Below are 16,022 nucleotides of genomic sequence, written 5' to 3'. Positions count from 1 at the left end.
CAGGGATGGCAGATGACTCCCTGGCCCGGCCCCAACCCGGCCGCGCCCTATGGCTACGAGCCGACCACCGGCCTGCCCTATTCGGACAAGAGCAAGGTGGTGGCCGGCGTGCTGCAGCTGCTGGTCGGCGGGCTGGGAGTGGGCCGCTTCTACAAGGGCGACGTAGGCATCGGCATCGCGCAGGTGGTCGTCACCCTGGTGACCTTCGGCATCGGGGCGCTGTGGCCCTTCATCGACGGCATCCTGATGCTCACTGGCCGCCCGCTCGACCGCCAGGGCCGTCCCCTGCGCGACTGAGCCCGGACCGGAGCACCACCATGCAGACCTCCTTCGCCGTGACCTTCCTGGGCGGCCTGGCCGCGCTGTTCAGCCCGTGCGCGGCACTGCTGCTGCCCAGCTTCTTCGCCTTCGCCTTCTCCCGCACCCTGACCATGGTCGGCCGCCTGCTGCTCTTCCTGGCCGGGCTGCTGGCCACCATGGTGCCGCTCGGCATGGCTGCCGGTGCACTGGGCAGCGCCCTGCCCGTCGACCCGGCCCGCCTGCTGAAGGTCGGGGCCGTGGTCCTGGTGCTCCTGGGACTGGTGACGGCCTCGGGCGCCAGCCTGTCCCTGCCGGGTCTGCGGGGTCAGGCCAAGGACCCCGCCCACCCGCTGGCGATCCTGGCCCTGGGCGCCAGCTACGGGCTGGCCAGCGGCTGCACCGGCCCCATCCTGGGATCGGTGCTGACCCTGGCGGCGATGGGGGCCAGCCCGGTGCTGGCCGCCCTGTTGATGGCCACCTACAGCCTGGGGATGACGCTGCCGCTGATGGTGCTGAGCCTGCTGTGGCAGCAGGTCGGGCCGTCGGCGCGCGGCTGGCTGCGTCCGCGGCCGGTGCAGCTCGGCCGGGCGCGCACCACTGTGGGTCAGCTCGTCACTGGGCTGGTCTTCGTCGCACTGGGGGTATTCCTGCTCGTCAGCGGCGGCCAGGCGGGTTCGGTGCTGGACGCCCAGGGCCAGTACCGGCTGGAGAACCGCCTGCACGGCATCGGCCAGGCGCTGGGGGACTGGCCCGTGCTGGTGCTGGTCATCGCCCTGGTGGGGGTGCTCACCTGGATCTGGCTGGGCGAGCGCGACCGGGTGCGGGACAATGACTGACATGAGCACTCCCGGGAACGACGCCAGCCCCGTCCAGCTACCCGAACGGCTCCTGCAGCAGCGCCTGGTGGGCACCCTGCCCGACCGGGCGATGCCCTCGCTGGTGGCCGCCGTCGAGGTGATGGTGCAGGAGGGCATCGGCGTGGTCAGTCTGCCGGCGGGCAAGGTGGAGCAGGCCGCGCGGCTGCGTGCGGTCTTCGGGCCCCGGGCCACCCTTGGAGTCCACGACATCTCGAGCGGGCAGCAGCTGGACGAGGCGCTGGAGGCGGGCGTCAACTTCCTGGCCCTGGCGGGTCCCGACGAATCCCTGGCCGCGCGCATCCGCGAGGCCGGGGTTCCCTTCCTGGTCTCGGCGCTGACCCCCACCGAGGTGCAGGCAGCATGGCGCAGCGGGGTCTCGGCCGTGCTCGTCGTGCCCGCCGAGGTGATGGGCTCGGGCTATCCCGAGGCGCTGGTGGAGCTCGCGCCGGGCGTCGACCTGTGTGCCCGCGGCGGCCTGGGCGCCTACTCGGCCCGTCGCTGGGCCGAAGCGGGCGCGACGGCGGTCTGGCTCGACGATGCGCTGCTGGGCGATGCCTTCGGCGGCGGATCCCTGGGCAGCCTGCGCGAGCGCTGCCAGACCTTCCGCACCGCCGTCGACGAGGGCTGAGGCCCGGGCCCGGGCGCTTGCCGGCCGGCCTACTTGTGGGCCCCGTTGGCCTCGAGGGTCTGGGTGAAGACCCGCAGCGGCTGGGCCCCCGACAGGGGAGTGGTGTTGATGACGAAGAAGGGCGTGCCGGTCAGTCCCAGTTGGCGTGCCTCGGTGACGTCCTTCTCCACCGAGGCCTTCAGGCCGGCACTGGTGGAGTCGGCGCTGAACTTCACCAGGTCGGGCACTCCGGCCTGCTGGGCGAAGACCTTGAGGTCGGCGGCGGTGATCTCCGGGTGGCCGCTGGTGGGGGCTGCGGCGTGCACGGCGTGCGAGAACTCCCAGTACTTGCCCTGCTGGCCGGCGGCGCGCGCGGCGATGGCGGTGGCCATGGACTGCTCACCGAAGAGCACCAGGTCGCGGTGCTCGATGCGCAGGCTTCCCGAATCCACATAGGGCTTGAGCTGGGGGAAGGTGTCGCGCGCCCAGACCGAGCAGAAGGGGCAGCGGTAGTCGGACCAGACGATCATCGTGACCGGCGCGTCGACCTTGCCGAGTGCGGTGGGGTCGTCCTTGACGCGGCGCGGCAGCTTCTTCATCGCGGCGACCGCCTCCGGTGCCGGCGTGGCCTGGGTCTGCTGGGGCGCCTGCTGTGCGGCCGTCGCGGCTGGGGCGGGGGCCTGTTCGGCCATGCGGCGCAGGTCCTGCAGCTCACCGTTCTGAGCCACCAGCAGGCTGCCGAGCACCAGGCTGAGCGTTGCCAGCATGGCGACGATCACCCACGGCAGACGGGCGGCCGAGCGGGTACGAGACCGGTCGGTGCGGTCACTGCCCGGTGCCCACCCCTGACCCGGGCGCAACCCACCGGTTCCCCCGGGGGCCTCGTCGGGGCCGCCGGGAGTGGTGGCGTCGCCGTCGGGCGGCAGGTAGGCGTCGGGCTGCTGCTGCTGGGGGGAGGAGCTGGGCATGCCCCCAGCCTAAATGGCCCGTGCACGGCGGCACGCCCGGCGCGCGGCGGGCGAACTCAGTCGATGAGGCGTCCGTGGTGGCGCTCGGGCTCGCGCAGGCTGAGGCTGGCCGCCCCGAAACCGACGACCACGCCCAGGGCGGCGAGCAGGGCCATCGCCCAGCGCAGCGCGCGGGGCAGCACCTCTGCCTGCACGGTGCGCACGGCGTCGGGTTCGTCGGCCCAGGCGAGGCCGGCAGCGGGGCCGAGGGCCAGTGCCAGGCCGAGGGCGAAGATGGTCATGGGGCGGGTGGCCGGGGGGCTGGGAGTGCGGCCAACAGGGCCGGGAAGTGGGCAGGTCATCGCCGGTCACCCTACGGATCGCCCCGGGAAGTCGTTGCGGCACACGCCGGGATGCCACACTTGTCAAGATGTGGTTCGCGGCGCGGGGGCGTCGGGGTCATCGAGAAAATGCCTGTGACGGTTGGGAACCAGGCGAAACGGGGGGGAGTGATGTCAATGACGAGGATGAGCTTGGCCGACAGGCGCGAGAAGCTGCTGGATGCCGCGCTGGAGGTGGTGGCCCGCAACGGCGTGGCCTCGGCCACCACGCGCGCCATCGCCGCGCAGGCAGGGATGCCCCTGGCGAGCTTCCACTATGCCTTCGATTCCCACCAGGCCCTGATGGGCGCGGCCATCGAGCGCCTTCAGTCGCTGGAGCTCGCAGCCTGCAAGTCCCTGGAGGTGGCCGGCGACTCTCGGCAGGAGATCGCCCGCTCCCTGACGGGCTCGATGCTGGACGACATCGTCGCGCGCACCAACCAGCACTGGAGCCGTCTGGAGCTGCTCGACCACGCCATGCGCACCGAGGGCATGCAGGAACTGGCGCCGCGCTGGCGCCAGGCCCGTCTGGACTGCCTGGGGCACAAGGTCGCAATGGCAGCCGAGGGCGTCGAGGGGCTCCAGGGGCAGCACCTGGGGCAGTTCACCGCCGCCCTGGTGGTGATGGCCGACGGCCTGCTGCAGGACTACCTGGTGCACCGTGACGAAGAGGCCTCCCGCCGGGCAATGGATGTCTGGCTTGCCCTCCTGGGGTGAAACTGAGGGGATCTTGGGGTTTTTCTCAGGCTTGGGTTAGGCTCGGGAGGCCCGATCACGCTGAGAGCGAACCGGGTGCCAGCCCCACAGCCACGAACAGGACCTCCCACGGTGACCACCAGCAACGAACCCTCCGGCCTGCCGCAGACCACCGGCGAGCACACCGCACCCATCGACGAAGCCGGTGTCGTGGACAGCGTGGTCGTCGGACCCGCGACGGATGCCGCCGAACAGATCGAGGACGACCCCCGCCCCCGCCGCCGTGGGCTGGCTCCGCTGGCCCTGGTGGTCGGGTTGGCCACCGTCGGCACCGGCGCCTGGCTGCTGCCGGGATCGGTCAACGACGAGGCTGCCGAGGCCACCTCGCCCGCCCTGGGACGCCAGGAGCAGGCCGCGGTGAGCCGTTCCCAGCAGCGCCCGGTCATCACGCCCAGCGCCAGTGCCACGCCCAGTGCCAGCGCCAGCGTGAGCCCGAGCGCGAAGGCCACCCCGAGCGCGAAGGCCACCCCGAGCGCGAAGGCCACCCCGAGCGCCAAGGCCACCCCGAGCGCCAAGGCCACCCCGAGCGCCAAGGCCACCCCGAGCGCCAAGGCCACCCCGAGGACTGCCCGGTCCAGTGCCAAGGCCACCCGGGCCAGCACACCGAAGGCCACCAAGCGGACGGCCACGAAGGCTCCCTCGTCGAAGGTCGCGGCGCGGCCCGCCCCGCTCGCCGAGGTCATCGGCACCCGCTGGAGCACGACCGTCGTGAACGTGCGCTCGCTGCCCAGCACCGAGGCCCGCAAGATCGGCAGTCTCGACCAGGGCGAGTCGGTCAAGGTCACCAGCCTGCGCCAGGACGGCTGGCGCCAGGTCTCCCTCGACGGGAAGCCCGGCTGGGTCCGTTCGGCCTACCTGACCGACGACAAGCCGGCTCCCCGTTCCGTGGCGACGAGCGGCGCCACGTCGACGAGCCGCGCCAGCGCCGCCCCGAAGCCGAGCGCCGCCCCGAAGCCGAGCACCGGCACCCGGATCAGCACCAGGCCCAGCGCCACCAAGGCCCGCAGCGCCGCAGGCGGCACCTGCAGCTCCTATGCCGTCGAGCGCGGCCTGGTGGCCAATGCCGTGGCCGTGCACCGCGGCGTCTGCGCCAACTTCCCCTCCATCACGAGCTTCGGCGGAGTGCGGGGCTCGGCCGACGCACACGGCAGCGGCCACGCCATCGACATCATGGTGAGCGGCCAGACGGGCTGGGAGGTGGCGCGCTGGGCCCGTGCCAATGCCTCCCGCCTGGGCATCACCGAGGTGATCTACTCCCAGCAGATCTGGACCACGCAGCGCTCCAGCGAGGGCTGGCGCTCCATGTCCGACCGTGGCTCGGCCACCGCCAACCACTACGACCACGTGCACGTCACCGTGCGCTGACCCACTGGCACGACGACACCCGGCCCCCGGCAACGGCGGCCGGGTGTCGTTCAAGCCCTGCCGGTGGCACGGCCGTGGTCATAGGCTGGGTGCCATGCAGACTCCGGTTGATCCCACGTCCACGGCCACCTGGGCCGAACTGACCACCCTCCACGAGGGCTACACGCCCGACCTGAAGGCGGCCTTCGCCGACGATCCCGAGCGGGCCCGTCGCTACACCTTCGACGCCGCCGACCTGCACGTCGACCTGTCCAAGAACTTCCTCGACGACGAGATCCTGCCCGCGCTGCTGCAGCTGGCCGACGAGGTGGGCATCGCCGAGCGCCGCGAGGCCATGTACCGCGGCGAGCACATCAATGTCACCGAGGACCGCGCCGTGCTGCACACCGCACTGCGCCTGCCCGATCCCTCCGCCGGGCTCATCGTCGACGGCCAGGACGTCGCCAAGGACGTCCACGAGGTCCTCGACCGCATCGACGCCTTCGCCGAGAAGGTCCGCTCCGGCGCCTGGACCGGCGTGACCGGCAAGCGCATCGAGACCGTCGTCAACATCGGCATCGGCGGCTCCGACCTGGGCCCCGTCATGGTCTACGAGGCCCTCAAGCCCTATGTGCAGCAGGACCTGGAGTGCCGTTTCGTCTCCAACATCGACCCCACCGACATCGCCGAGAAGACCCGCGACCTGGACCCCGAGACCACGTTGTTCATCGTCGCCTCCAAGACCTTCACCACCCTGGAGACGCTCACCAATGCACGCCTGGCCCGAGCCTGGCTGCTGGAGCGCCTGGCCGAGGCCGGTGCCATCGATGAGGAGGCGGGCCAGAAGGAGGCCGTCGCCAAGCACTTCGTCGCGGTCTCCACCGCCCTGGACAAGGTGGAGGCCTTCGGCATCGACCCCGCCAATGCCTTCGGCTTCTGGAACTGGGTCGGCGGGCGCTATTCGGTCGACTCCGCCGTCGGCACCGTGCTGGCCATCGCCATCGGACCGAAGAACTTCCGTGACTTCCTCGCCGGCTTCCACGCCATCGACGAGCACTTCCGCACCGCCGCGCCGGAGAAGAACGTGCCGCTGCTGATGGGCCTGCTCAATGTCTGGTACGTCAACTTCTTCAAGGCCGCCAGCCATGCCGTGCTGCCCTATGCGCAGTACCTGCACCGCTTCCCGGCCTACCTGCAGCAGCTCACCATGGAGTCCAATGGCAAGTCCGTGCGCTGGGACGGCACCCCGGTGACCACCGACACCGGCGAGATCTTCTGGGGCGAGCCCGGCACCAACGGCCAGCACGCCTTCTACCAGCTGATCCACCAGGGCACCCGCCTGATCCCGGCCGACTTCATTGCCGTGGCCACCCCGGCCAACCCGCTCAAGGACGGCGAGACCGACGTCCACGAGCTCTTCCTGTCCAACTTCTTCGCCCAGACCGCGGCGCTGGCCTTCGGCAAGACCGCCGGCGAGGTGCGCGCCGAGGGCACCAGGGAGGAGGTCGTCCCGGCCCGCGTCTTCGAGGGCAACCGTCCCACCACCTCGATCATGGCGCCTGCCCTGACCCCCTCGGTGGTCGGCCAGCTGATCGCCCTCTACGAGCACATCACCTTCGTCGAGGGGATCGTGTGGGGCATCGACTCCTTCGACCAGTGGGGTGTGGAGCTGGGCAAGCAGCTCGCCATGAAGATCGCCCCCGCCGTCCAGGGCGACGAGGCCGCCAAGCTGGAGCAGGACTCCTCCACCCAGGCGCTGATCGACTACTACCTGGCCAAGCGCGAGAAGTGAGCGAACCTCCGGTTCGACGCCCGGAGTGATCCGCTGAGCACCACGAGCCCCGCCCTCCCTCCCTTACGGGGTCACCAAAAAGGTAACGGGGGCGGGGCTCGTCGCGTGTCGGGGCCCATGCCGTGGGCATCTCCTGTTGGAGTACCCACCGGAAATGCCCACGAGATCGTGGATGACCATCCACCGCCGGGCACCGGCGCCCTCGGTAGGCTGGGTGGAGCGCAGTCGCGCTGCACCACCACGAACCACGGGGACCACACCATGAGCGACGCCTATCGGCTGCCCACCATCGACGACACCGCACAGATCCCCACCGGGGACATGCCCGGTGACAAGGTGGAGATCGGCCAGGACCACCTGCAGCGGGCCGAGGCGATCCTGACCGAGCTGTGGCCCATGCTGCAGCAGGCACTGGAGCAGAGCCCGGCACACCGGGCAGTGATTGCCGTCCACGGCGGCTCGGGCGTCGGCAAGTCGGAGATCGGCTCGGTGCTGGCCCACGTGATGCGCCACAACGGCATCGGCGCCCATGTGATGAGCGGCGACAACTACCCGCACCGCATCCCCCGCGAGAACGACGCCGAGCGGCTGCGCACCTTCCGCGCCGCCGGCGTGAAGGGCCTGGTGGCCGCCGGACTCTACGACGACCAGGTGCGCGCCCGCCTGGCCCAGCTGCAGGTCGCCGACCGAGACGCGGCCGTCGACCAGGCCCACGAGGACCCGTGGCTGACCACCTACCGTGCCGCCGGTGCCCGCGCCCTCGACGACTACCTGGGCAGCCAGGACGAGATCGACTTCGACGAGGTCAACGCCATCATCACCGCCTTCAAGGGCGGTGCGGAGAGCCTGCTGCTCAAGCGGATGGGGCGCGAACCCGGTGAGCTCTGGTACGACCGGATGGACCTGCGTGAGGTTCAGGTGCTCGTGGTCGAGTGGACCCACGGCAACTCCCAGCACGTCGAGGGCGTCGACATCCCGGTCCTGCTGAACTCCACCCCGGCCGAGACCCTGGCGCATCGCCGCTCCCGGGCCCGCGATGGCGCCACCGACAGCCCCTTCACCTCGCTGGTGCTGGCGATCGAGCAGGAGCACCTGCACGACCAGGCCCACCGGGCGCGGATCATCGTGACCAAGGCCGGTGAGGTGATCTCGTACGACACCTATCTGCGCTCCATGGGCCGCCACCTGCCCGAGCACGGCGCCATGCTCAACGTCTACCCCGACAGCCTGGGCGGCACGGTGGGCGACGAGGTCGACTTCCTCACCGACCCGGCGGTGGCGGGGGCCTTCACCTCGGCCTACCTGCTGCCGAGCGTCTTCAACACCGACCTGGACCGCGGCTTCTCGGTGATCGACTACGAGCTGAGCAAGCTCTACACCCAGCCGCAGGACCTTCCGGCGCTGCAGGCTGCCGGCATCCGGCTGAAGTTCGATTTCATCCTGAACCACGCCTCGGTGCTCTCGCCGCAGTTCCAGGACCTGCTGGCCAGGGGCGCGCGCAGCGAGTTCGCGGACTTCTTCATCGACTGGAACAAGTTCTGGGCCGGCCACGGCACCATGACGCCCGAGGGCTATGTGCAGCCCGATCCGGAGCTGATCAAGGACATGTTCTTCCGCAAGCCCGGCCTGCCGATCCTCATGGTCCGCATGCCCGACGGCACCGAGAAGCCCTACTGGAACACCTTCTACCAGGAGGTGCGCTACTCCGCTCCCGACGCGCAGCAGCTGATGCGTGCCACCGGCCTGCAGTACCAGCAGGCAGTGGCGCTGGCGCCCTCGATCGCCGAGCAGCTGGAGGCCGGGCGCACCCCGGCCGAGCTCGAGCTGGGCGAGATGGAGCAGGCCCGCGACCAGGTCGTCGAGCTGCTGGACTCCACCCGCAGCTACCTGGGCCAGATGGACCTCAACATCAAGAGCTCCAAGGTCTGGGACTTCTACGCCGACGTGCTGGACAAGCTGTCGGGCTACGGGGCTGAGATCGTGCGGCTGGACGCCTTTGCCTACGCCCCCAAGGAGCCGGGGGAGAAGAACTTCCTCAACGATCCCGGCACCTGGCAGCTGCTGGACCGCGTCAACACCCTGGCGCGTGACCGGGGCCTCAAGCTGCTGCCCGAGATCCACTCCCGCTACGAGGAGGGCATTCACGAGCTGCTCAGCTCCAAGGGCTACCTCACCTACGACTTCTTCCTGCCCGGCCTGGTGATCGACGCCCTGGCCAAGGCCGATGCCCGCCACCTCGAGCGCTGGATCGGTGAGCTGGTCGACAAGAAGATCCACACCGTCAACATGCTGGGCTGCCACGACGGCATCCCGCTGCTCGATCTCAAGGGCCTGCTCACCGACGACGAGATCGACCAGCTGATCGCCACCGTCGTGGACCGGGGCGGCCACGTCAAGGACCTGCACGGCCAGAAGAAGATGTACTACCAGGTCAATGCCACCTACTACTCGGCACTGGGCGAGAGCGACGAGGCGATGCTGCTGGCCCGCGCGATCCAGCTCTTCATGCCGGGCAAGCCCCAGGTCTGGTACCTCGACCTGTTCGGTGGACGCAATGACCATGCCGCGGTGGAGCGTGCCGGAGCGGGCGGTCACAAGGAGATCAACCGCACCAACCTGACCCGTGAGCAGGTGCGCGAGGCCCTGGGGACCCCGCTGGCCCAGCGCCAGCTGGAGCTGCTGCGCTTCCGCAACAGCTTCGCGGCCTTCGGCTGGGATGCCGAGTGCATCGTCGCCGAGACCCCCGCCCACGAGTTGCAGGTGAGCTGGTCCAAGGACGGGCACGAGGCCGTGCTGAAGGCCGACCTGGCCAGCAGGAGCTTCACGATCACCGCTGACGGCCAGGAGGTCTGAGGATGCGCTGGCGGCGGGTGGTGGGCACAGCGGCGGCCTGCGGGACCCTGGTCCTGGGGCTGCCCTGGCTGTTGACCGTCGCCAGCTCCACGGGGCGGGTGCGCACCGTGGAGGAGCATCGCACCGCGACGGCCACCGTCCAGGGGCCCCGCGTGGCCCTCGTCCTGGGCGCCCAGGTCCATCCCGACGGCCGCCCCTCGCGCTTCCTGCGCGGGCGGCTGGACCGGGCGGTCGAGCTGCACCGGGCCGGCCTGGTGGATGTGCTGCTGGTCAGTGGTGACAACGGCATCGACCACTACGACGAACCCACCGCGATGAAGCGCTACCTCGTCGAGGCCGGTATCCCACCCGAGGACGTGGTGGTGGACTTCGCCGGTTTCGACACCTATGACTCGTGCGTGCGGGCCCGCCGCATCTTCGGGGTCGAGGAGCTGGTGGTGGTCAGCCAGGGCTACCACCTGCCCCGGGCGGTCACCACCTGCCGGCTGGTCGGCGTCGACGCGGTCGGCGTGGGGGACTGGAGCGTGCAGGGCCTGGGTTCGTTGCACGACGTCCCGGTGCTGTGGCGTCTGGGCTGGGCCCGTTTCGCGGTGCGGGAGCTGCCCGCCAACCTCAAGATGCTGTGGGACGTGGGTTCTCGTCGAAGGCCCACGATGGGCGACCCTGAGCCCGGGGTGCACGACGCCCTGGGTCGCTGACCCGGTTGTTGCTTTCGCGTGCGGAGTTGACCCCGCCCGTGCTGACCGCCGGGGGCACGCGCTGCAGCGGGGGCCGTTGTCGGGTGGGCGTGCGCAGTCCATTGCGCACGTCGGCCCGACAGCAGCGAGGTGTTGTCCCAATGTTGTCCGTCCGCTCCCAGCCATGGTGCACTCCGAGCAGGGGCCGTGGAATGGGAGCATGACACTTCGCACCACGAAGGACCTGCTGGCTGAGGGGCGGACGGACCGGGACCTGCGACGAGCCGTTGGCAATGGCCACCTGGTCCGCATCCGACGTGGCGTCTATAGCGACGAGGAACCGGACACGCCGGTGGAGCGACACCGGCTGCTGATTGAGGCGACTGCCCCATGCCTGGGTGATGTTGTCCTCAGTCATGAGTCGGCCGCGGTGCTGCACGGTCTCCACCTTCCGCACGGGCCCGGGGAACTCGTCCAGGTCACGCGCACCAGACGAACACCGGGTGGTGGTCAGCGGAACCAGGTGGTCCACACGCATGGTGGTTGGCTGGCCGCGGATGACATCGTCACGGCGGAGGGCTTCAGGGTGACCGCACGGGCGAGGACACTGGTCGATGTGGCTCGGGGGATGAGCTTCGACGATGCCGTGGTCCTGTTGGATGCCGCCCTGCGCAGCCCCGACCATCCTGGAGAGGAATCTGCGATGTTCAGGGCAGAACTCGAGGGTGAGATCGCGCGCAGTCGGCGAGTGCCCGGGGTCAAGATGGCCCGTGATGCGCTGGCCTTTGCCGACGGGCGCTCTGGCAGTCCCCTGGAGAGCCGCAGCCGGATCATCATGTGGCGGCATGGCCTTCCGAGGCCGGTGCTGCAGCACGTGGTCGTCGATGATCACGGGCACGTGATTGCCCGCCTGGACTTCGCCTGGTTGGAGGAGAAGGTCTACGGGGAGTGCGACGGAGCCGTGAAGTACGACGAGTTGCTGGCGCCGGGACAGACGGCGCGACAGGTGCTGATGGCGGAGAAGCACCGGGACAATGCCTTGGCAGACCGTGGATGGCGGCAGGTCCGGTGGATGGACCCAGACCTTGCAAGACCCAAGGTGTTGTGTGGACGGATCCAGCAGGCGTTGGCTGGATCCCGTCGTCCGGCGGCCTGATGAGCGCCGCGGCATCGACGTGCAGAGCCGACACGGCATTTGCTGATCACCGGGGCACGTGCTGCAGCGGGTGCCGTTGTCGGGTGGGCGTGCACAGTCCACTGTGCGCGTCCAGGCGGGTGGAGCTGGTTCTGAGTGGGGGATCAGTAGGCGCCGTCGGAGGCCAGCACGGCCTTGAGGGTCATCGCCAGGATGGTGAGGTCCTGCGTCATGGACCAGTTGTCGACGTAGTAGAGGTCGAGGCGCACGGTGTCGTCCCAGCTCAGGTTGGAGCGGCCGGAGACCTGCCAGAGACCGGTCAGGCCGGGGCGCACCTCGAGGCGACGGTTCACGTGCGGGGCATACTGCGCGACCTCCTTGGGCAGTGCGGGGCGGGGGCCGACCAGCGACATGTCGCCGCGCACCACATTCCACAGCTGGGGGAGCTCGTCGATCGAGAAGCGACGGATGAAGTGGCCCACCTTGGTGATGCGGGGGTCGTTCTCCATCTTGAACATGACCGCATTGGGGCCCTGGTTCTGCAGCGACTTCAGGATCTCCTCGGCATTGGTCACCATGGAGCGGAACTTGAGACACTCGAAGTGCTCACCGTTCTTGCCCACGCGCACCTGCTTGAAGATCACGGGTCCGTGGTCGTCCAGCCAGATGGCCACGGCGGTGCCGATCATGATCGGACTGATGGCCAGCAGGATCAGGGAGGCGACCACGATGTCGAAGGTGCGCTTGGCCCAGCGGCCTGCCTGCTGCGTGGTGGGCGGCTCGACGAGCACCAGCGGGATGCCGGCGACGGGACGCACCTGGATGCGCTGGCTGGCGATGTCGGTCAGGGCGGGGGCGACGACCATCTGGGCGCGGTGTGACTCCAGGGCCCAGGCCATCCGGCGGAAGCCGCGTGAGGACGGGAAGGAGCCGTCGGCGAAGATCACGATGTCGATGTCGCGCTGGCCGACGATGTCGATGGTCTCGCCGATGGTGCCGAGCACCGGCAGGTCGAGTTCGCCGCGCTGGGTGCCCTCGGGCAGGATCGCGCCGACGATGTAGTAGCCCAGCCAGGTCTCGCGACGCGCGACCGTCAGGATCTCCTGGATGTTCTGCGGGTTGCCGGCCAGCACCACGCGACGGGTCAGCCAGTTGCGGCGGCGCAGGATGTGGATGCCGCGGCGCACCATCCAGCGGGTGAGCACCAGCAGGGGCGTGCCGAAGGCGAAGAGCAGGATGTAGAAGCCGCGCGAGAGGTCGAAGCGCGTCAGGTAGCAGCAGATGCCGATGAAGGCGGCCGCCATCAGGCTGGAGTGCATCACCCGGGCGTACTCGTCGGTGCCGGCCCCGAGGTTCTTGTCGGAATAGGCGCCGGCGCTGAACAGGCACGCGATCCAGATGACCACGGCCAGCGGCCACAGCAGCGAGACGCTGTAGTTGACCTGGATGGGGTCCTGGAAGCCGGGCATGACATTGCGGAAGGCGAGGGCCACCAGGGTCGCGAGCAGCACGGTCAGTGCGTCGCTCGCGGCGAGCAGCCATGGTGCGACGCTGCGTGAGCGGTGCGTGACGCGCCGTGGAATCCTCAGCCGGCTTGGGCTCACGTTGTTCTTCAAAAGCATTGCTCCACCCCTGGAGGCGGGCGGCCAGATCCGGCCCGACGCGCTGGCCGGGATGACACTGACTCCCCCGAGTTCAAATTCGCGTTCCGCCCAGAGTCCCTGGGCGGTGTGCGGGATTGCCACGATCGACGTGTGTGTGCTCCCCCGAACTACGGTTCGGAGTCTATCGGGACGAACCTCTGTCTGCAGGGGCTCCGGCGGGCTTCCAGGAGTGCTTCACGCGGCCATGTAGGGGTCGACGACCTAGCCAGAATCTCATATGTCAGGTGTCATGCTGAAGAATTCTGCACCAACCTTCTTCACGTCGACTCAGCATTCCGTCAGAATCGGTGCCCCTGTCTCCCTGAACGGGGGTCGTGTCTGGGTCCCGGACGGTTCTGTCCGGATCATGGCCAGCGGAATCCTTTCGTGGACACGAAACGGTCACCAGGTGGACACCCCCCGGCCGATGCCGTGGTAGTCCCAGCCGGCCTCGTGCCAACGGTGTGGATCGAGCACATTGCGGCCGTCGATGATGCGCGGCCCGCGCACCCTGGGCAGCAGCTCCGCGGGATCCAGCTCCGTGAACTGCTTCCACTCAGTGAGCACCATCACCAGGTCGGCATTCTTGACCGCCTGCTCGACGGTGTCGACCACGTACAGGTCGGGACGCGCACGTCGCAGGCCGTCGCCGGCGGCAGGATCGGTGATCACCACATCGGCCCCCCGTGCCCACAGCCGTGTCGCGATGTCCAGGGCGGGGGAGTCTCGCAGGTCGTCGGAATCTGGCTTGAAGGCGGCACCCAGCACGGCCACCTTGCGGCCAACCAGGCGGCCCCCGAAGAGTCCCGCCGCCAGCTCCACGGTGCCCTCGCGGCGACGCAGGTTGATGGCATCCACCTCCCGCAGGAAGGTGAGGGTCTGGTCGACGCCCAGCTCGCCGGCGCGGGCCATGAAGGCGCGGATGTCCTTGGGCAGGCAGCCACCGCCGAAGCCGATGCCGGCCCGCAGGAACTTCTTGCCGATCCGGTCATCGTGTCCGATCGCCTCGGCCAGCTTGGTGACATCGCCGCCCGTGGCCTCGCACAGCTCGGCCATCGCGTTGATGAAGCTGATCTTCGTGGCCAGGAAGGAGTTCGCGGCCACCTTCACCAGCTCGCTGGTGGGGTAGTTGGTGAGCAGGCGCGGGATCTGCTCCTCGAGCAGCTGGGCATAGCACTCGTCAAGGATCTCGCGGATCACGGTGCCTCGGACGCGATCCTCAGGCAGGCCGTAGACGATCCGGTCCGGGTGCAGGGTGTCCTTCACCGCGAAGCCCTCGCGCAGGAATTCCGGATTCCAGACCACCGCGATGTCCTTGCCGCTGGCCGCGGCGCGCTCGGCGATCCCCTCGGCGGTGCCCACCGGGACCGTCGACTTGCCGGCGATCAGCACCGGGCGCTCGCCCCGCGGGCGGGAGTGCTCCAGCACCGTGGACACCGCGGCATCAACCTGGCTCAGGTCGGCGGCATAGCGCCCCTTCATCTGGGGCGTTCCGACGCCGATGAAGTGGATCTCTGCATCGGTGATCTCGGCCGGGTCGGTGGTGAAGCGCAGGCGGCCGGACTCCACATTGCGCCGCAGCAGTTCCGGGAAGCCCGGCTCGTGGAAGGGGCTCTCGCCTCGGGAGAGTTTGTCGACCCTGGCCTGGTCGACGTCGAGGCCGACCATCTCGTGGCCGAGTTCGGCCATGCACGCAGCGTGCACGGCACCCAGGTATCCGCAACCAATCGTGGACAGACGCATGGGATGAGCCTAGTCACCCAAGATGAAGGGCAGATGAAGATCCGCGACGGCAGCAGGGCCCCGACCGAGGTCGGGGCCCTGCTGCTCATGGCCGTCACTGCTCAGAGTCGGTGTGGCGTTCCGGACCGCGCGACGGACTCGGAAGCGCGATCGACTCAGAAGTCGGCATCCTCCGGGTTGGCGCCCAGGCGGTTGCCCTCGTCAAGCTTCGCGATGGCCTCCATGTCGGCCTGGTCCAGCTCGAAGCCCAGCACGTCGAAGTTCTGCTCGATGCGCTCCGGCGTGACCGACTTGGGGATCACCACATTGCCCAGCTGCAGGTGCCAGCGAATGATCACCTGGGCAGGGGTGCGGACGTGCTTCTCGGCGATCTTCGCGATCGTGTCATTGCCCAGGTCCTTGCTCTGGCCCAGCGGGCTCCACGCCTCGGTGCGGATGTCGCGGTCGTCCAGGACGCGGCGCAGCTCGGTCTGCTGGAAGGTGGGGTGCAGCTCCACCTGGTCGATCACGGGGCTCTCGCCCTCGAGCCTGTCCAGGTGCATCTCATGGAAGTTGCTGACGCCGATGCTGGTCACCAAGCCCTCGGCCTTGAACTCCTGCATGGCATTCCAGGCCTCGATGTAGGCATCGCCGTGCTTGACGGTCGAGGGCCAGTGGATCAGGTAGAGGTCGACGTGGTCGAGGCCAAGCTTCTCCAGGCTGGTCTCGATCGCCTTGCGGGCATCGGCCTTGCGGTGCATGTCATTCCACAGCTTGGTGGTGACGAAGAGCTCGTCGCGGGCGATTCCGGAGCTCTTCAGCGCACGGCCGACGCCGGCCTCGTTGCCATAGATGACAGCGGTGTCGATGTGGCGGTAGCCGGTCTCCAGCGCCTTGGCGACGGCGGGGGTGGCCTGCTCGTCCTCCACCTGCCAGACGCCGAAGCCGAGCTGGGGGATCTTCTTGCCGTCGCTGAGGGTGACCTCGGGAATGGTGTTCATGCTTCTCC

General features: G+C 69.3%; 14 protein-coding genes and 1 pseudogene. 10 read left to right on the top strand and 5 right to left on the bottom strand.

Features of this window, described 5'->3' with window-relative positions:
* Window positions 1-12: 12 nt before the first annotated feature.
* The 3 genes from ACYVKA_RS09380 to ACYVKA_RS09370 are packed head-to-tail and all read left to right on the top strand — an operon-like array spanning window position 13 to window position 1,785.
* Window positions 13-297 (top strand): TM2 domain-containing protein, encoded by a 285-nt coding sequence (locus ACYVKA_RS09380; RefSeq protein WP_460704854.1) that lies wholly within the window; start codon window positions 13-15, stop codon window positions 295-297.
* A 20-nt stretch (window positions 298-317) separates the two neighbouring features.
* Window positions 318-1,136 (top strand): cytochrome c biogenesis CcdA family protein, encoded by an 819-nt coding sequence (locus tag ACYVKA_RS09375; protein WP_460704852.1) that lies wholly within the window; start codon window positions 318-320, stop codon window positions 1,134-1,136.
* Window position 1,137: 1 nt separating this feature from the next.
* The gene (locus ACYVKA_RS09370; protein ID WP_460704850.1) at window positions 1,138-1,785 is read left to right on the top strand and encodes a bifunctional 4-hydroxy-2-oxoglutarate aldolase/2-dehydro-3-deoxy-phosphogluconate aldolase; all 648 of its coding nucleotides are present in this window, start codon (window positions 1,138-1,140) and stop codon (window positions 1,783-1,785) included.
* A gap of 29 nt (window positions 1,786-1,814) precedes the next feature.
* Here ACYVKA_RS09370 and ACYVKA_RS09365 read toward each other — a convergent pair whose 3' ends face one another.
* Window positions 1,815-2,732: a DsbA family protein gene (locus ACYVKA_RS09365; RefSeq protein WP_460704848.1), complete on the bottom strand. Its 918-nt coding sequence runs from the start codon at window positions 2,730-2,732 to the stop codon at window positions 1,815-1,817.
* 56 nt (window positions 2,733-2,788) lie between these two features.
* Window positions 2,789-3,013, bottom strand: coding sequence for a hypothetical protein (locus ACYVKA_RS09360; protein ID WP_460704846.1), 225 nt, complete (start codon window positions 3,011-3,013; stop codon window positions 2,789-2,791).
* Window positions 3,014-3,238: 225 nt separating this feature from the next.
* Between ACYVKA_RS09360 and ACYVKA_RS09355 the strand changes: the two genes are divergently transcribed.
* The 7 genes and pseudogenes from ACYVKA_RS09355 to ACYVKA_RS09325 all read left to right on the top strand — a co-directional run bounded on the left by ACYVKA_RS09355 (window position 3,239) and on the right by ACYVKA_RS09325 (window position 11,669).
* The gene (locus ACYVKA_RS09355) at window positions 3,239-3,808 is read left to right on the top strand and encodes a TetR/AcrR family transcriptional regulator (protein WP_460704844.1); all 570 of its coding nucleotides are present in this window, start codon (window positions 3,239-3,241) and stop codon (window positions 3,806-3,808) included.
* 111 nt (window positions 3,809-3,919) lie between these two features.
* Window positions 3,920-5,212 carry an SH3 domain-containing protein gene (locus ACYVKA_RS09350; protein WP_460704842.1) on the top strand — a complete coding sequence of 431 codons (1,293 nt, stop codon included), beginning with the start codon at window positions 3,920-3,922 and terminating at the stop codon, window positions 5,210-5,212.
* Between the two features lie 94 nt (window positions 5,213-5,306).
* Window positions 5,307-6,983 carry a glucose-6-phosphate isomerase gene (pgi, locus tag ACYVKA_RS09345; protein WP_460704840.1) on the top strand — a complete coding sequence of 559 codons (1,677 nt, stop codon included), beginning with the start codon at window positions 5,307-5,309 and terminating at the stop codon, window positions 6,981-6,983.
* Between the two features lie 261 nt (window positions 6,984-7,244).
* The gene (locus ACYVKA_RS09340) at window positions 7,245-9,836 is read left to right on the top strand and encodes an alpha-amylase family protein (protein ID WP_460704838.1); all 2,592 of its coding nucleotides are present in this window, start codon (window positions 7,245-7,247) and stop codon (window positions 9,834-9,836) included.
* 2 nt (window positions 9,837-9,838) lie between these two features.
* On the top strand, window positions 9,839-10,534 hold the full coding sequence (locus tag ACYVKA_RS09335; protein WP_460704836.1) for a SanA/YdcF family protein: 696 nt from the start codon (window positions 9,839-9,841) through the stop codon (window positions 10,532-10,534).
* A gap of 163 nt (window positions 10,535-10,697) precedes the next feature.
* A pseudogene (locus tag ACYVKA_RS09330) lies at window positions 10,698-10,829 on the top strand (hypothetical protein); the annotation flags it as partial.
* Between the two features lie 312 nt (window positions 10,830-11,141).
* Window positions 11,142-11,669 (top strand): hypothetical protein, encoded by a 528-nt coding sequence (locus ACYVKA_RS09325; RefSeq protein ID WP_460704919.1) that lies wholly within the window; start codon window positions 11,142-11,144, stop codon window positions 11,667-11,669.
* A 143-nt stretch (window positions 11,670-11,812) separates the two neighbouring features.
* Here the strand turns inward: ACYVKA_RS09325 and ACYVKA_RS09320 are convergent, their stop codons facing one another.
* The 3 genes from ACYVKA_RS09320 to ACYVKA_RS09310 all read right to left on the bottom strand — a co-directional run bounded on the left by ACYVKA_RS09320 (window position 11,813) and on the right by ACYVKA_RS09310 (window position 16,014).
* Window positions 11,813-13,252, bottom strand: a complete 1,440-nt coding sequence (locus tag ACYVKA_RS09320; protein ID WP_460704834.1) for a sugar transferase — start codon at window positions 13,250-13,252, stop codon at window positions 11,813-11,815.
* A 441-nt stretch (window positions 13,253-13,693) separates the two neighbouring features.
* Entirely contained in the window at window positions 13,694-15,034 is a 1,341-nt protein-coding gene (locus ACYVKA_RS09315; protein WP_460704832.1) for a UDP-glucose dehydrogenase family protein, read from the bottom strand.
* A gap of 155 nt (window positions 15,035-15,189) precedes the next feature.
* Window positions 15,190-16,014: an aldo/keto reductase gene (locus ACYVKA_RS09310; protein ID WP_460704830.1), complete on the bottom strand. Its 825-nt coding sequence runs from the start codon at window positions 16,012-16,014 to the stop codon at window positions 15,190-15,192.
* Between the last annotated feature and the right edge of the window lie 8 nt (window positions 16,015-16,022).

This window comes from Luteococcus sediminum (assembly GCF_054783495.1).
Note: the sequence above shows the minus strand (reverse complement) of the source record. Positions and strands in the feature narration are given on the sequence as shown.

Coding starts and splice junctions, on each gene's coding strand:
- ACYVKA_RS09335 (WP_460704836.1), top strand. CDS start 9,839: ATGCGCTGGCGGCGGGTGGTGGGCACAGCGGCGGCCTGCGGGACCCTG.
- pgi (WP_460704840.1), top strand. CDS start 5,307: ATGCAGACTCCGGTTGATCCCACGTCCACGGCCACCTGGGCCGAACTG.
- ACYVKA_RS09340 (WP_460704838.1), top strand. CDS start 7,245: ATGAGCGACGCCTATCGGCTGCCCACCATCGACGACACCGCACAGATC.
- ACYVKA_RS09365 (WP_460704848.1), bottom strand. CDS start 2,732: ATGCCCAGCTCCTCCCCCCAGCAGCAGCAGCCCGACGCCTACCTGCCG.
- ACYVKA_RS09380 (WP_460704854.1), top strand. CDS start 13: ATGACTCCCTGGCCCGGCCCCAACCCGGCCGCGCCCTATGGCTACGAG.
- ACYVKA_RS09355 (WP_460704844.1), top strand. CDS start 3,239: ATGAGCTTGGCCGACAGGCGCGAGAAGCTGCTGGATGCCGCGCTGGAG.
- ACYVKA_RS09375 (WP_460704852.1), top strand. CDS start 318: ATGCAGACCTCCTTCGCCGTGACCTTCCTGGGCGGCCTGGCCGCGCTG.
- ACYVKA_RS09310 (WP_460704830.1), bottom strand. CDS start 16,014: ATGAACACCATTCCCGAGGTCACCCTCAGCGACGGCAAGAAGATCCCC.
- ACYVKA_RS09325 (WP_460704919.1), top strand. CDS start 11,142: ATGAGCTTCGACGATGCCGTGGTCCTGTTGGATGCCGCCCTGCGCAGC.
- ACYVKA_RS09360 (WP_460704846.1), bottom strand. CDS start 3,013: ATGACCATCTTCGCCCTCGGCCTGGCACTGGCCCTCGGCCCCGCTGCC.
- ACYVKA_RS09315 (WP_460704832.1), bottom strand. CDS start 15,034: ATGCGTCTGTCCACGATTGGTTGCGGATACCTGGGTGCCGTGCACGCT.
- ACYVKA_RS09370 (WP_460704850.1), top strand. CDS start 1,138: ATGAGCACTCCCGGGAACGACGCCAGCCCCGTCCAGCTACCCGAACGG.